13 protein-coding genes are annotated in these 13959 nt (G+C 62.3%); 7 read left to right on the top strand and 6 right to left on the bottom strand.

What is annotated here, in order from left to right:
• Positions 1-183 precede the first annotated feature (183 nt).
• The 3 genes from GSQ90_RS02755 to GSQ90_RS02745 all read left to right on the top strand — a co-directional run bounded on the left by GSQ90_RS02755 (position 184) and on the right by GSQ90_RS02745 (position 3875).
• The gene (locus tag GSQ90_RS02755) at positions 184-1566 is read left to right on the top strand and encodes a methyl-accepting chemotaxis protein (protein WP_158813074.1); all 1383 of its coding nucleotides are present in this window, start codon (positions 184-186) and stop codon (positions 1564-1566) included.
• 116 nt (positions 1567-1682) lie between these two features.
• Positions 1683-2811 (top strand): peptide chain release factor 2 gene (gene prfB / locus GSQ90_RS02750; protein ID WP_158813072.1). Its coding sequence is split into 2 segments (ribosomal slippage): positions 1683-1751 and positions 1753-2811, totalling 1128 coding nucleotides; the frame shifts between segments, so codons are not numbered across the junction.
• A 293-nt stretch (positions 2812-3104) separates the two neighbouring features.
• Positions 3105-3875 carry an adenylate/guanylate cyclase domain-containing protein gene (locus GSQ90_RS02745; RefSeq protein ID WP_158813071.1) on the top strand — a complete coding sequence of 257 codons (771 nt, stop codon included), beginning with the start codon at positions 3105-3107 and terminating at the stop codon, positions 3873-3875.
• A gap of 67 nt (positions 3876-3942) precedes the next feature.
• On the opposite strand, the gene GSQ90_RS02740 is transcribed toward GSQ90_RS02745, so the two are convergent.
• On the bottom strand, positions 3943-4896 hold the full coding sequence (locus GSQ90_RS02740) for a LysR family transcriptional regulator (RefSeq protein WP_158813069.1): 954 nt from the start codon (positions 4894-4896) through the stop codon (positions 3943-3945).
• Positions 4897-5001: 105 nt separating this feature from the next.
• Between GSQ90_RS02740 and GSQ90_RS02735 the strand changes: the two genes are divergently transcribed.
• A complete protein-coding gene (locus GSQ90_RS02735) occupies positions 5002-5793 on the top strand; it encodes an alpha/beta fold hydrolase (protein ID WP_158813067.1) in 792 nt (263 codons plus the stop codon).
• Between the two features lie 197 nt (positions 5794-5990).
• On the opposite strand, the gene GSQ90_RS02730 is transcribed toward GSQ90_RS02735, so the two are convergent.
• The 3 genes from GSQ90_RS02730 to GSQ90_RS02720 all read right to left on the bottom strand — a co-directional run bounded on the left by GSQ90_RS02730 (position 5991) and on the right by GSQ90_RS02720 (position 8719).
• On the bottom strand, positions 5991-6686 hold the full coding sequence (locus GSQ90_RS02730; RefSeq protein WP_158813066.1) for a dienelactone hydrolase family protein: 696 nt from the start codon (positions 6684-6686) through the stop codon (positions 5991-5993).
• A 118-nt stretch (positions 6687-6804) separates the two neighbouring features.
• Positions 6805-7494, bottom strand: a complete 690-nt coding sequence (locus GSQ90_RS02725; RefSeq protein WP_158813064.1) for an alpha/beta fold hydrolase — start codon at positions 7492-7494, stop codon at positions 6805-6807.
• A gap of 316 nt (positions 7495-7810) precedes the next feature.
• Entirely contained in the window at positions 7811-8719 is a 909-nt protein-coding gene (locus GSQ90_RS02720; RefSeq protein WP_158813062.1) for a helix-turn-helix transcriptional regulator, read from the bottom strand.
• A 121-nt stretch (positions 8720-8840) separates the two neighbouring features.
• Here GSQ90_RS02720 and GSQ90_RS02715 point away from each other — a divergent pair, with 121 nt between their 5' ends.
• Positions 8841-9737 carry a LysR family transcriptional regulator gene (locus GSQ90_RS02715; RefSeq protein WP_158813060.1) on the top strand — a complete coding sequence of 299 codons (897 nt, stop codon included), beginning with the start codon at positions 8841-8843 and terminating at the stop codon, positions 9735-9737.
• Positions 9738-10009: 272 nt separating this feature from the next.
• Positions 10010-11161 (top strand): DUF2652 domain-containing protein, encoded by a 1152-nt coding sequence (locus GSQ90_RS02710; RefSeq protein WP_158813058.1) that lies wholly within the window; start codon positions 10010-10012, stop codon positions 11159-11161.
• Between the two features lie 114 nt (positions 11162-11275).
• On the opposite strand, the gene GSQ90_RS02705 is transcribed toward GSQ90_RS02710, so the two are convergent.
• Positions 11276-12502 carry an MFS transporter gene (locus tag GSQ90_RS02705; RefSeq protein ID WP_158813056.1) on the bottom strand — a complete coding sequence of 409 codons (1227 nt, stop codon included), beginning with the start codon at positions 12500-12502 and terminating at the stop codon, positions 11276-11278.
• A 106-nt stretch (positions 12503-12608) separates the two neighbouring features.
• On the opposite strand from GSQ90_RS02705, the gene GSQ90_RS02700 reads away from it, so the two are divergent.
• The gene (locus tag GSQ90_RS02700) at positions 12609-12959 is read left to right on the top strand and encodes a helix-turn-helix transcriptional regulator (RefSeq protein WP_158813053.1); all 351 of its coding nucleotides are present in this window, start codon (positions 12609-12611) and stop codon (positions 12957-12959) included.
• A 24-nt stretch (positions 12960-12983) separates the two neighbouring features.
• Here GSQ90_RS02700 and panE read toward each other — a convergent pair whose 3' ends face one another.
• A complete protein-coding gene (gene panE / locus GSQ90_RS02695; RefSeq protein WP_158814199.1) occupies positions 12984-13925 on the bottom strand; it encodes a 2-dehydropantoate 2-reductase in 942 nt (313 codons plus the stop codon).
• Positions 13926-13959: the final 34 nt, after the last annotated feature.

Below are 13959 nucleotides of genomic sequence, written 5' to 3'. Positions count from 1 at the left end.
CAAACGCCGCCCCGGGTGACCAGCAAGGCAAGTCCGTGGAAGACAACGGGATTTTTGGCGGCGACTGATCGAATCCCGCCCGCTCACAAGCGCTCAAGTCTGTGTGAATCCTAGCATAATTTTAATCTTTCGGTGACTACGTTCCTCGATCGATTCTCAATTCTTGGGGCGGCGATGTTCGGGTTGGGGAAACGGAAACCTTCCATTCGTCAGGACGCAGCCGAGTTCGTCTTTGAGAACTCGCCGGACGCCTATTTCGTCATCGACGGCGGGGTGATTTCCGAATGCAATCCGGCGTTGGAAAAGCTGATGAATTGCGGCCGCGACAAGCTGATCGGCCTGAAACCCGAATTGCTTTCGCCCGAATTCCAGCCGAACGGCCGCCGGTCGGCCGATATCGGTCCCGAGAATATGACGGCGGTGCTGCGCGACCGCATCTACCGGTTCGAATGGATGCACCAGCGGCTCGATGGGGCGTTGCTGCCGGTCATGGTGACGCTGCTGGCGGCGACGATCGGCGGCAGGCAGGCGGTCATCTCGTTCTGGGGCGACATGCGGGCCGTCGTCGCGCTGCGCGAGGCCGAGCAAAAGGCGCGCGAGGTCCAGGAAAACCTGGCGCGCCAGCAGGCGCGGGTCGTCGATTCTCTGGCCGCCGCGCTCAGCCGCCTTGCCGACCGCGATCTGACCGTCCGGCTCGATGCGGAATTTGATTCCGGCTACGAACAGATCCGCACCGATTTCAACGCCGCCGCCGACGCGCTGAGCAACGCGATGGCGGAGGTTGATGGCGCGGTGGACAGCCTGAAGGCGGGCGCCGGCGAGATTGGCGTCACGATTGGCAATCTTTCCAAACAATCGGAACGGCAGGCGGCGAGCCTGGAGGAAACCGCCGCGACATTGGACGAGGTCGCAGCCGCGGTGACGCGCACGGCGCAAAGCGCCCAAAGGTCCGCCGAAGTCTCCGCTTCGGCGCGGCGCGGCGCCGAGCAGGGCGGAGAAATCGTTCGGGAAGCCGTGACGGCGGTGGTCGGCATCGAAAAATCCTCCCAGAAGATCGGCCAGATCGTCGGCGTCATTGACGAGATTGCGTTCCAGACCAATCTTTTGGCGCTCAACGCCGGCGTCGAGGCGGCGCGCGCGGGCGAAGCGGGCAGGGGCTTTGCCGTGGTCGCCCAGGAAGTGCGCGCTTTGGCGCAGCGCTCCGCGGCGGCGGCCAAAGAGATCAAGGCGCTGATCAACACCTCCAAGGCCGAGGTCGACCGCGGCGTCGATCTCGTGAGCAAGACGGGGGCGGCGCTGGAGCAGATCGTCGCCGAAGTCGCCGAAATCAATGGCCTGGCGATGACGATCGCGGCCGCGGTTCGCGATCAGGCGAGCAGCCTCAATGAGGTCAATTCAGCGGTCAACGAAGTCGAGCAGGCCGTCCAGCGCACCGCCGCGATGGTGGAGGAAGCCGCCGCGGCCAGTCAGGCGCTCGCGGGCGACGCAGAGGGGCTCGCCCATCTCGTCGATCGTTTCGACCTTGATCGCAGCGTGTCGAGCAAGCCTCTGCGCCGCGTCGCCTGAATCGGCGCGTTTGGGCGCCCGGCCTTGAACCCGTCGCCAATAGGGCGTAGCCAACGGCCCGGTCGATCCCATATGACTTTCTTCGATTCTCTCTTTCCCGGTCCCAGAGCCCTCCCATGCGCGCCGAAGCCGAGTCCCTTGTCGAAAACATCAAGCAATCCATGGGATTGCTGAGGAGGCATCTTTGACGTCGAGACTGCGACGCGCCGTCTCGCCGAACTGAACGCCAAAGCCGAGGATCCTGGCCTCTGGAACGACGCGGAGGCCGCGCAAAAACTGATGCGCGAGCGCACCCTGCTGGAGGATCGCCTCGGTTCGCTCGCCAAAATCCAGCGCGATCTCGACGATGCGGTCACGCTCGTCGAACTGGGCGAAATGGAGGGCGATGCCGACGCTGAACAGGAAGGCGTCAATATTCTCAAAGGGCTGAAAGCCGAGGGCGAGCGCCGCCAGTTGGAGGCGCTGCTGTCGGGCGAGGCGGACGGCAACGACACCTATGTCGAGGTCCATTCGGGCGCCGGGGGCACGGAGAGCTGCGACTGGGCGCGCATGCTGCTGCGCATGTATATGCGCTGGGGCGAGCGCCGCGGATTTGAAGTCGACCTTGCCGAAGAGACGGCAGGCGATGAAGCGGGCATCAAATCGGCGACTTTGATCATCAAGGGCCATAACGCGCATGGCTGGATGAAGACGGAATCGGGCGTCCACCGCCTCGTGCGCATCTCGCCGTTCGATTCCAATGCGCGCCGCCACACCAGCTTCGCTTCGGTCTGGGTCTATCCCGTCGTCGATGACCGCATCGTCGTCGACGTCAACGAAGGCGATTGCCGCATCGACGTCTATCGCGCCTCGGGCGCCGGCGGCCAGCACGTCAACAAGACGGAATCGGCGGTGCGCATCACCCATCTCCCCACCGGCATCGTCGTCGCCTGCCAGTCCGAACGCTCGCAGCACAAGAACCGCGCGACCGCCTGGGGCATGTTGCGCGCGCGCATCTACGAGCGCGAGCTCGAAAAGCGGGAAGCCGCCGCCACCGCCGACGCCGCCTCCAAAACCGAAATCGGCTGGGGCCACCAAATCCGTTCATACGTGCTGCAACCCTATCAGATGGTCAAGGACCTGCGCACCGGCCATGTCTCAGGCACGCCGAGCGATGTGCTCGATGGCGATCTCGATCCGTTCATGGAAGCCTCGCTCGCCCATAAGCTGTCCGGCCGCACGGTCGTGGTCGAGGATGTGGAGTAAGAGCCCCAGGGCTGGTCGAGGGCTGCCGCCTCAGGCCTTTCTGGCGCAGGATTTCGGGCAGTTTCCGATTGCCAGCCAGCACGCCGGTCGATTAGTCTCCGGACTTATGCGCCGCGTTCAGCAAGGTCGCCGGTCCGCCCCCAGGCGGTGGCAACAATGTTATGGAGGCGGTCATAGTTGAGGCTGTACGGACGTGACTTTGTGAGCGCCTGGGACCAGAACGTTCCGGTCCAGGATTTCGACCACCCACGAAATGTTATGATCTCCACAAGATCGTCCAAGCAGTATCAGGCATGAGCACCCAGATCGAACGCAGGCTGACCAATATCCTTTCGGCCGACGTCTTTGGCTACAGCCGTTTAATGGGGCTGGACGAGGCCGGGACGCTGGCGCTGCTCAACGAATATAAGGGCGTCATGACCGGGCTTATCGCCCAGCATCGTGGGCGGGTGGTGAGCACCGCAGGCGACTGTGTGCTGGCGGAGTTCCCGAGCTCCGTCATGGCGGTTCAGACGGCCGTCGAAATCCAGCGCCAGCTTGCCGAGCACAATCAGAAGCTCGAGCCCGACCGGCAGATGTGGTTCCGCATCGGCATCAATCTCGGCGACGTGATCGTAGAGCGCGACGACATATTCGGCGATGACGTCAATATCGCGGCGCGGCTTCAGTCCATGGCGGAACCTGGCGGCCTTCTAATTTCGGGCACTGTGTTCGATCAGGTAAAGAACAAGCTCAGCCTTAGCTTCAATTTCCTCGGGCCTCAGCGGTTGAAGAATATCGACGCCGAAGTGCCCGTCTATAGCGCAGTCATGGTCGACGCCGTCAGGCCGCCTGTCGACATCAGGGGCGCCCAGAGCGTTACGCCGCGGACGAGACAGCAGGCGCTGATCGTGACCGCGATCCGGTCCGGCGCGATCGTGGCGTTCCTCGGCGCGATCAACCTATTCTCCTGGAGTGGCCACTTCTGGTTCCAGTGGCCATCTCTGGTCGTGCTCCTGATCTTCGTCGTCCGCGCGACCCATATTTATCAGCAGAATGCAGGCGAGGAATCGTCTAGGCGCTGAGTGGGCGAGTCCGCCAAATGGGTTGAGAATCGCCAATATTCGGCTTTCTTGAACGGCCTCGAAGAGCTCACTTGCCGCCGCGCCGCGGTTTTGCGCGCTGGCTGCGTTTCCCGGTTTCGAGCGCGCCGCGCAACGTCGGCGCCTGCTGCTGGATGTAATCCCACAGACGGTTCGAGATCGGTCCTTGCGGCCGGTCGCAGCGGCGCGCCGCCACCAGCTCCTGATTGCTGCCTGGCAGATGACGACCGGCGATGGATTGCAGGCGTCCCTTGCGCAGTTCTTCTTCGATCAAGAAGCGGGGCATGTGGCCCCATCCGAGGCCCTGCAGGATGATTTCCTTCTTCATGCCCTGATCGGCGACCATGCATTGAGGGGCGCCTTCGATCATGAAATAATCTTGTTGCGACGAATGGCGGGCCGTGTCGCGCATGACGCATTGGGTGAACGCGCGCATCTGATCCGGCGTGATGGGGCGCTGGGTCCGCTCCGGCAGAAAGCCTGGCGCGACCACGGGAACGAACGGAATTTTGCACAGATCGACCCATTCCACCCGCGGGTCGCTCTTGTCGATCCAATGCAGAATCAAATCGGCTTCGCCATCGAAGAGGCGCTCCCACGGGCCGCCCACTGCTTCGAAGTGCAGATGCAGGCGCGTGCCCGGGCGCTGGGCGAAGAACCGTCCGAGCATCCCCAGAGCCTGTGGGCGCGGGCAGAGGTCGCCGATCACCACATGGATCTCGCTTTCTTCGCCCATCGACAATTGAGCAGCGTGGATGCGCAGGCCTTCCAACTCGCGCAGCAGCGATTGCGCCCGGTCGTGGAACGATAGCCCCGCGTCGGTGAGGCGCACGCGATAGCCGCTGCGATCCAGAAGAATAAAGTCGAGTTGTCGCTCCAGCTTTGCGACGGCGGCGAACACCGCCGGGTGCGAGCGATGCAGCAGAGCCGCCGCAGGTTGGAAGCCGCCGGCGCGGGCGACCGCGTCGAAACATTGCAAGTCGTGCAAGGTGAATTCGGACATGTCAGATTTTCTTACAGAGATTATCCAATCTTTGTAATATCACCGAAAACGCGAAGCAACTACGGTTTCCTTCCCATAGCGGTCCACAAGGAAGGCGCCTTCATCATGAATGATCTGAATTTCGTTACCGTCGGCGACGGGACCCGCATCGCCTATCGCCTCGAAGGAGAAGCTAACAAGCCAGTGCTGGCGCTATCGAACTCCATCGGCACGACGCTGCGGATGTGGGACATGCAGATCGAGGACTTGTCGAAACATTTCCGCGTTCTGCGCTACGACTTTCGCGGCCACGGCGCGTCAAGCGTTCCCGTCGGCGCCTATTCGCTCGACCGGCTTGGCCGCGACATGATCGAACTGCTCGACGCCCTGAGCATTGAGCGCGCGCACTTCCTCGGCCTGTCGCTGGGCGGCTTCGTCGGGCAATGGCTCGGCGTTCATGCGCCCGAGCGGATCGACCGTCTGATCCTGAGCAACACCTCGTCCTATCTCGGGCCGGCCAGGCTGTTTGACGAGCGGATCGCCGCCGTGTTGCAGGCGCCGGACATGTCGGAAACCGCCGAAATGTTCCTGGGCAACTGGTTCCCTGCGCCTATGCTGACGGGCAAGGCGCCCGTCGTTGAGAAATTCCGCGCCATGCTGCAGGCGATCGACCGGCACGGGCTCGCTGGATTGTACGCGGCGGTTCGCGATGCGGACCTTCGCCGCACCATAGCGCTGATTTCCCGGCCGACGCTGGTGATCGCCGGCGAGCACGACACTGTGACAGCCCTCAGCCACAGCGAGCTCATCGCGGCGACGTTGCCCGGAGCAAAGCTGGTTGTCCTGCCCGCGGTTCACTTGTCGAACGTCGAATATCCTGCCGAGTTCATGGAGGCGGCGCTCGGTTTTCTGCGCTGAGCTGGACCCCTTCGAGGCCTGCTTTGCGCCCAAAATAGCCGTTCAGCCGACGGTCTCCGATCCTCCGAAGCGGACGTTCAGACGACGGGCCGAATCGACTGCTGCGGGTGAAGAGGCGACGGTCCGCCTCCTGCAGATCGCCGTGCCAAGCTGCCGTATAAATGCGCGCCAGCCGCTCGAAGCGACTGGCGCGAAGGTCATTGCAGTTGTTGATGCAGAAATTCGTTTGTCCGCCTGTTGGCAAGCGCTGCCGCCGCAGCGTTGTAGTGCGCCCCGTTATGCCGAGAGAAGGCATGACGCTGACCTGGATAGCTGTAGATCGTCGCGTTTGCCTTACGGGCAAGCGCCGCTTTGATCTCGGCTTGCGCGGGTTTGGAAATGAACTCGTCCTCTTCGCCCAGGTGCATGAGCAGCGGCGCGCGGAGGCCGCTGACCTCGCCCAGATATTTCTCGGTGTCGCCGCCATGATAGGCGACCGCAGCGTCGACGTCGTAGCGCGCGGCGGTCAGGAAGGTTATCAGCGCGCCAAGACAATAGCCTAGGACCGCAACTTTACCGGTGCACTCGGGCAATTTGGCCACGATGTCGACGGTGTCCTTGACGTCCCTTACGCCAACGTCGCGGTCATAAGCCTGATAGAGCCGGAGACCGTGTTGCCAGTCGGGTTCGGAGGTGACGCTGAGATCGACGCCCGGCTCCTGACGCCAAAACAGGTCAGGCGCGACCGCAAGGAAGCCTTGTTCGGCCAGTTCGTCGCAGGTCTTGCGGATGTCGGCGTTGACCCCGAAAAGCTCTTGCAGAACGACCACGGCGGGAGCCCGCAAGCCCTTCGGCCGTGCGGTGTAGGCGCCGAACGTTCCATCCACAGACATGATGATGGTTTGATTTTCCATCTTTTTTCCCTTCGTGATCCATTGATGTCGGTTTTCACTAGGTCATCAAAGCGAGTGATCCTCTGTCGCGCAAATAATCCCCTTGCGATAGCAGATACCGCAAGGGGGACGGTTCACGTTACTGATTGGCGCCCGCGGCAGCCTCTTCGATGAGCTTGGCTGTTTCCTTCGGGTTAGACATGTAGGCTACATGGCTGGCATTTACTTCGACCGTCTTGGCCTTGGCGCGCTTCGCCATCATGCGCTCCTGCTCCGGATTGATCGACCGGTCTTCGGTGGCGACCATGTACCAGGTGGGTTTGTGCTTCCAGGCGGGATTTGTAACCTTGTGGGTGAACGAGTCGGTAGAGATCGGCACCTGCGATATAGCCATGAACTCCGCCTCATCCCGTGGAATATCCGCCGCGAAGTCGGCGGCGAAATGCGCCTGGTCAATCCACCAAAGCCCGTTGCCGTCCGGTTTGAACGCTTTGGAGGCTTGCGGCACGGCCTGTTCGATCGACGCACAGCTCTCACCTTCATCGAGGGCAAAGGCGGCGATATAGACAAGAGCTTTAACGTTTGGATGATTGCCGGCCTCGGTGATGATGGACCCGCCATAGCTGTGGCCGACCAGAACCACTGGGCCGCCCATAGCGTCGATTGCGGCCTTCGTATATTTTTGGTCGTCGGCGTACGAAGTCTCGGGAGGCTGCGCCACCGACACCTTGTAGCCATCATTCATGAGGATGTCGGCGACCCTCTTCCAGCCGGAGCCATCCGCGAAAGCCCCATGCACCAGGACCACGTTCTTAACATGCTGTGTCATGACCATTCTCCTTTTCAGTTAAAGGTGAAAACCTGTTAGCTATGGGTTCGTAACTGACCTTCAGCCTCCCGTTCCCGCTAAGGGAAGGCGTCAACGGTCCCCGATGGGGTTCGCTTCAGGCCGCTTTTCCTTGTCTTGCGGCGACCACTAGGAGCGTCAAAAATGTAGAAGACGAGGCGACGATTGAATTGGATGATCCTGGCGTTTCGGTAGAAGTCAGTCTCTGGATCTGGCAGGCGTGCGAACGGCGGATCTTAGCCCGGTCGATGAAAGTCTCGCCGGCTATCTTCTGCTGCCGGACTGTGCGGGATCTTGGTTAATTCCGACGAAGACGACGCCATTTTCCGGGACTGCACCCCTCGCGTTTCACAAAAGTGCGGCTGAGATGGCTCTGATCAACAAATCCGCATGCGAATGCGATTTCAGCAATTTCAAGGTTTGTTTCGCTCAAGAGCCGTTTCGCGCGTTCGATGCGCCTCATCAAAAGCCATGCATGAGGCGGCGCTCCAGTGGTCTGCTTAAACGCCTTGGCGAAATAGTCGCTCGACAAGCCGCATAGAGCCGCCACATCCGTAATTGAGGGATCGCCAGCTAGGTTTGCTTCGATAAACTCACAGGCTCGACGAAGCTGCCAACGTGCAAGGCCGCCGCGCCCTGAAACTTGCTCGACGGGAACATTGCCATAGGCGTGAAGGATGTGAGCATGGAACGCCAATGCAATGTAATCAACAAATAGACCTGTTCCGGCGCCGGGCTGCTCCATCGCTGCGACGAGCGTTTGGGCCAGGCCGACCATAATGGGGTCCGGGCGCCCTAACGAAGGTGAGTACAGCCCCTTTGCTCTGCGAAGCCCGCCATCATAGGCCAGTTCGTCAAGCGCAGCCTGAGAGATGTTAAAACGAACCGTGTTGAAAGCGGTATCAAGAGCAACCGTTGGATTCTTGGTCAGGTCAAAGAGATAGGCGCTGCCCGGCGTGGCGGGGGAGACAATCCTTTGCTTTCCGGAAAACCATGCCTGCCAAGGAAAAGAGGTATGCAGAGGCACTTGGAACGAAAAGGATTGTTCACGTGGAACGTCCATCGATCGCCGGTGCCGAGCTTCTGTACTCCGCAGATGTGTGAATATAATCGGATGCTTCAACACGGATGTGCGCGCCACGAAGGTTGGCGCGCGCGCCAATCCGAACCGTCTTGCGATGAGTGACTCGATCTCACGTGCGTCCATGAGGATCTTCGTTGGGCTGGTGTGCCGCGGAGGCAGAGGTCAAAGACAGGGTGTATATATTCGATCGCGCGTGGCTGAATAGACAGCCAAAGTTCAGTTCTTTCATGAATGGATGTCCGGAATGGCGACGATCTTGGAGAAGACCGCTGGGCTTGTCGCCTTTGTACGGACGGTAGACGCAGGTTCCTTTGCCAGCGCCGCCCGGTTGATGGGCGCCAGCCCGTCGGCAGTGTCAAAAAGCGTCGCCCGTCTCGAGCAGCGTCTCGGCGTGCGCCTTCTGCAACGTTCGACGCGCACGCTCAGCCCAACTGCCGAGGGCGCCGCGTATTACGAACGCGTGGCTCCCCATCTGCGCGCCATCGAAGAAGCTGAAGACATCGTCCAGGTTCCCGAGAACGTGCGGGGCTTGCTTCGGGTGACCGTGCCAACGACGTTCGGACGCCCGCTGATCGCCGCGTGGGCCGGTTCTTTCCTCGACCGCTATCCGGATATCAAGCTCGAGCTGAGCGTCACGGATCGCCGCGTGGACCTGATCCGCGAAAGCTTCGACATCGCGGTGCGCTTTGGGGAACTGCAAGACACCAGTCTGATCGGCCGTTCGTTAGGCGCCCTGCACTATGTCCTGGCCGCATCGCCCGGGTATCTCGATCGTCGAGGCGCGCCCAGGTCGATCGATGCCCTCAAGCAACACGCCTGCCTTCGCTATTTGCGCGCCGGCCGGCCCCTCGCCTTTACATTTGCCGATGGGACGCGAATTGTCCCTGAGGGGCCCTTCGATACAGATGACGCTCACTACCTGATTGTGGCCGCCCTGGAGGGTGCCGGCATCACGCAGTTCATGCGCCTGGCGATTCAGGACGATCTTGCAAACGGTCGCCTACGCATCGTGTTACCGGAGATACCCATGTCTACGGAGCCGGTTTACGTCCTGCACCCGTTTGGACGTCAACTTCCGTTGCGTGCGCGCCTGTTCATCGATTTTCTGGTTGAAGCGATCGGTGGTCTTTCTGGCAGATGATGCAGGCGCGCCCGAGCGGAAGCTGGCCGCTATTGTGCGTATGGACAGCGGCGAAAGGTCCGTCGCCGTCGGCAACGGCGCAAACCGGCCTATTGCGGTCATCACGAAATGTCCGTTGTTCGGATAGGCGACCGGACGGTCGAGCGACCGCCTCGGGTCGAAAGCGGTCGTTCGTCTTTCCGTGGTCGCATGGTAACGATAAGTTAGCCCAGAAGGCCGGGGGTGGCCAAAGATCGTAGCGCGCTGCGTGTCGCCGAGCTGAGAGGGGTGCGATGCTTCCGAAGACAGAATCAGCCTGTTTCGTGATCGCGGACATTTCGGGCTATACAAACTTCATGTCTGGCGCTGAGCTCGACCACGCTCAGGACATCATCGCCGACATCATGGATACGCTGCTGCGAGCGCTCCGTCCGACGTTCCGTCTCGCCAAATTCGAGGGCGACGCGGCGTTCGTCTACGCGCTCGCGAATAAGGTCGACGGATCGCTCCTGCAGGATGCGATCGAGTCGGCGTATTTCGCTTTCCGCAAGCGGCTGCGCAGCATCAAGCAGGCGAATAGCTGCGAGTGTCAGGCGTGCAGCCTGATGCAGAGTCTGGATGTGAAGTTCGTCGTTCATTACGGCGAGTTCATCAAGCAGAGGATGGGAGGCCAAGAGGAGCTCGCAGGGCGAGACGTGATTCTCGTGCATCGCCTCCTCAAAAACGAAGTCAACAAGAAGTTCGGCCGACATGCCTATGCGCTTTACTCCGACGCCTGCGTGCGGGCGATGGAGATTGATCCCGCGGCGCAAGGCCTTGCCGAGCATGATGAGGCCATCGACATCATCGGCGAAACAAAGTGCTGGATTCGCGACCTCGAACAGGCCTGGACGACGGAAAACGAGGCCACGCGGATCATCGTCGATCGCGACCGCGCGTTCCGAGTGATCGAAAGGGATTTTGCGCCGCCGCCGCCGGCCGTTTGGGAGTTCGTCACCTCGCCCGCGCATCACTCTCGCTGGCAGCGAAGCGATAGCCTCGTTGAAGCGGCCGTAAACGGCCGCCGCGGGGCCGGCACGCGGAACCATTGCGTACACGGCAAGGACGCCATCATCGAGGACATTCTCGACTGGCGCCCGTTCGATTACGTGACCTTGACGGCGCTATTGCCGATCCCGGGCGCCTCGAAAATCCTGTTCACCTATGCGTTCGAGGGACGGGCGGACGGCGGCACGCGTTTCGAGCTCCGCTTCGCCAAGCCGAAGCCGAAAGACTTAGCCTTCTTCGAGCAAGTCTGGCCGACTGTGCGGAGCAATTTCGAAGCCGGCCTGGATATCCTGCGTTCGATGTTGGAAGAGCGGGCGGCGGCTTCCGATGTCGCGGGTGAACCGTCCATTCCCGTTTCGCGCGAACGCTTCCTCACCCAGCCGGTTCACGCGCATTAGCGCCGAAAGCCGGCGATCTCGATCCGTTCATGGAAGCCTCGCGCGCGCACAAGCTGTCGGGTCGCGCGGTCGTGGCGGAGGACGTGGAGCGGGGCTCCCATCCCCCTCCGCGTCTCAGCGCGCGACGGCGCTCGCCGCTTCTCCCTCCGCGCTCGGGCATGACGTCGCCTTGTCTTGCGCCCTGGTCGCGCGGATGCGCATTTCTGTCGCCACGAGAAACGTCAGGGCCGCGCCTTCGCAGAGCGCAGCCGCCCATCCAAGGGCGCCGATCGACCATTGGCGGATCGCCAGTCCACCCAAAGTCGAGCCGGCGGCGGCGCCGATGTAGAGCGCCGACGCATTGAGCGAGAGCGTCACCTGCGCGAGCGCGGGATCAAGCGAGATGAGCCGCGCCTGCTGCGCGGCGGGAAAGGCCCAACCAAACAGACCCCAGATCGTCAGCCCCGCGAGGACAATCGCGCCGCCTGCGGCGCCGCCCAGTTGAGCGCCGACCGACAACAGAACGAAAGCAACGATGAGAACCGCGAGGATCGCGGCGATGAAGCGCTCGCGGTTCCAGCGGTCGGCCCCATAGCCGCCAATGAGATTGCCGGCGAAACTGACCATTCCAAGCAGCATCAGCAGGCCTGCAAGTTGATTGGTCGTGACGCCGAACGTCGCCTGCAGCAGGACGCCAAGATAGGTGTTGGCGGCGAAGGCCCCGCAAAGCGTGAGCGTCGTCAGGGTGAGGAGCCGCAAGACATCCGGCCGCCGCGCGGCCGCAAGGCGCGCCTGCAAGCTTACCGTTCCCATTCCCTTCAGCCGCGGCAGGATGGCGACGACGCCGGCAAGTGCGAGGAGGGCGAGCAAAGCGACGCCGAGGAAGGTCGCGCGCCAATTGGCGGCGGCCGCGACGAGCGTCCCGCCCGGCACGCCAATGACCATTGCGGATGTCATGCCGGCATAGACGAACGCGACCGCGCGGCCGCGCCGCGACGGTTCATGCATCGCGGTGGCGAAGGCGGTTGCCGCCGGCACGAAGGCGCCCGCCGTGAGCGCCAGCAAGACGCGTGCGGCGAGCAGCCAGCCGAAATTCGGGGCGAAGGCGGCGGCAAGATTGGCGAGCGCGAAAGCGCCCATCGCAAGGGTGAGCAGGCGTTTGCGCTCCATGCCCGCCGATGCGATCGCCACCAGCGGCGATCCGACCGCATAAGTGAGGGCGAAAATAGTCACCAGGCCGCCGGCCGCGGCGGGCGAGACCTGTAGATCGGCGGCGATGGTCGGCAAAACACCGGTGATCATGAATGTCTCGGTGCCGATTGCGAAGGTGCCGAGGACGAGAGGCAGGAGGCGTAGCAGCATGGTCGCTCCATGAGTTCAATATCTATTGAACTATCGATCTCGCTATGCCTTGTCAATGAGTTCAATAAGTCTTGAATTAATAGCGCCGCCGCCTTATTGTCCCGCCATGGCGAAAGAGATTCATCATCCCGACCGCGACCAGATTGATTTGTCAGCGGTTCTCGAAGCGCTGAGCGAACCGACGCGGCGGCAGATCGTGCTGGGACTGTTCGAGGACGGTGAAGCCGCCTGCATGGCCTTTGACGCCTGCGCCCCGAAAACGAACCTTAGCTATCATTTCGCGCGGTTGCGCGAGGCGGGCGTGACCCGTGCGCGCATCGACGGACCCTATCGCAGGATCTCGCTGCGCATCGACGATCTCGCCGCGCGGTTTCCGGGCCTGCTCGACTCGATCATCGCCGCCGCCCGCGCCGAGGCGAGGGCGGCGAAAGCAGTCGATCTTTCCAAAGCTTCCTGAACACGTGCAGGCGCCGGGACGACGCTAAGACAGCTTCGCGGGCGCCTGGCCTCTGGCCCGTCTCGCCTCATAGGCTTTGAGGTGGGCATAGGCGATCGCCAGCAGCGAGGCGCCCTGTGCGATCTCGCCGCGGCGCATCAAATCGCCAATGATGTGATCGGCTTCGACGGGCGCGCCATTCTCGATGTCGCGCAGCATCGAAGCGGTAGTGGCGGAGCCTTTCGCGGTGATCATCGCGCGGATCCGCTCCGTGACCGGTCCGCTTGGCGCATGGCCTTGCCGCCTGGCGATATCGGCGCATTCGTCGAAGAGCGCCAGGGCGAGGCCGCTCGCTCCCGCCGCGACAATGTCGCCGATCGAAGCGCGCATCAGGCAGGTCAAGCCGGCGGCGGTGGCGATGAACACCCATTTCTCCCACATCTCTTGCACGATCGTCTCGCTGAGCCGCGCGTCAAAATGCGCGCCCGCGAACGCCGCCGCGATCGCCTCGACGCGCGGCGAGCGCGCGCCATCGCGCTCGCCGTACGTCAGGCCGTGCAGTTCGTTGAGGTGCAAGATGCGGCCTTCCGGGTCGAGCGAGGCCGAGATCAGGCACAGGCCGCCCAAAGCATGGCCCTCGCCAAAGCGCCGATCGAGGATATCGAGCTGGCGCATGCCATTGAGCAAAGGCAGGATCGCCGTTTCCGGCCCGACCGCCGGCGCGAAGGATTCGATCGCGCCTTCGAGATCATAGGCTTTGCAACTGAGCAGGATGAGGTCGAAAGGCGCGCGCAGCGCCTCGGCCGCGACGGTCGGCGGCTCGGGCAGATCGAGATTGCCGGCGGGGCTGCGGATCGAAAGGCCGGTCCGTTTCAGCGCCGCGGCGCGCTTGGCGCGCACGAGGAATGTGACGTCGCGTCCCGCCGCCAGGAGACGGCCGCCGAAATATCCGCCGATGGCGCCGGCGCCGACCACAAGAATGCGCATGTGCTTGTCCTTACCCGTTGACGAAACCTTGGTC

This window comes from Methylocapsa sp. S129, from assembly GCF_009765995.1.
GTDB lineage: Bacteria > Pseudomonadota > Alphaproteobacteria > Rhizobiales > Beijerinckiaceae > Roseiarcus.
Note: the sequence above shows the minus strand (reverse complement) of the source record. Positions and strands in the feature narration are given on the sequence as shown.

Excerpts from the sequence above, each read along its gene's own strand:
- GSQ90_RS02700 (WP_158813053.1), top strand. The coding sequence starts at position 12,609 with ATGGCGAAAGAGATTCATCATCCCGACCGCGACCAGATTGATTTGTCA.
- GSQ90_RS02740 (WP_158813069.1), bottom strand. The coding sequence starts at position 4,896 with ATGTCCGAATTCACCTTGCACGACTTGCAATGTTTCGACGCGGTCGCC.
- GSQ90_RS02725 (WP_158813064.1), bottom strand. The coding sequence starts at position 7,494 with ATGACACAGCATGTTAAGAACGTGGTCCTGGTGCATGGGGCTTTCGCG.
- GSQ90_RS02745 (WP_158813071.1), top strand. The coding sequence starts at position 3,105 with ATGAGCACCCAGATCGAACGCAGGCTGACCAATATCCTTTCGGCCGAC.
- panE (WP_158814199.1), bottom strand. The coding sequence starts at position 13,925 with ATGCGCATTCTTGTGGTCGGCGCCGGCGCCATCGGCGGATATTTCGGC.
- GSQ90_RS02710 (WP_158813058.1), top strand. The coding sequence starts at position 10,010 with ATGCTTCCGAAGACAGAATCAGCCTGTTTCGTGATCGCGGACATTTCG.
- GSQ90_RS02715 (WP_158813060.1), top strand. The coding sequence starts at position 8,841 with ATGGCGACGATCTTGGAGAAGACCGCTGGGCTTGTCGCCTTTGTACGG.
- GSQ90_RS02720 (WP_158813062.1), bottom strand. The coding sequence starts at position 8,719 with ATGGACGCACGTGAGATCGAGTCACTCATCGCAAGACGGTTCGGATTG.
- GSQ90_RS02705 (WP_158813056.1), bottom strand. The coding sequence starts at position 12,502 with ATGCTGCTACGCCTCCTGCCTCTCGTCCTCGGCACCTTCGCAATCGGC.
- GSQ90_RS02735 (WP_158813067.1), top strand. The coding sequence starts at position 5,002 with ATGAATGATCTGAATTTCGTTACCGTCGGCGACGGGACCCGCATCGCC.
- GSQ90_RS02730 (WP_158813066.1), bottom strand. The coding sequence starts at position 6,686 with ATGGAAAATCAAACCATCATCATGTCTGTGGATGGAACGTTCGGCGCC.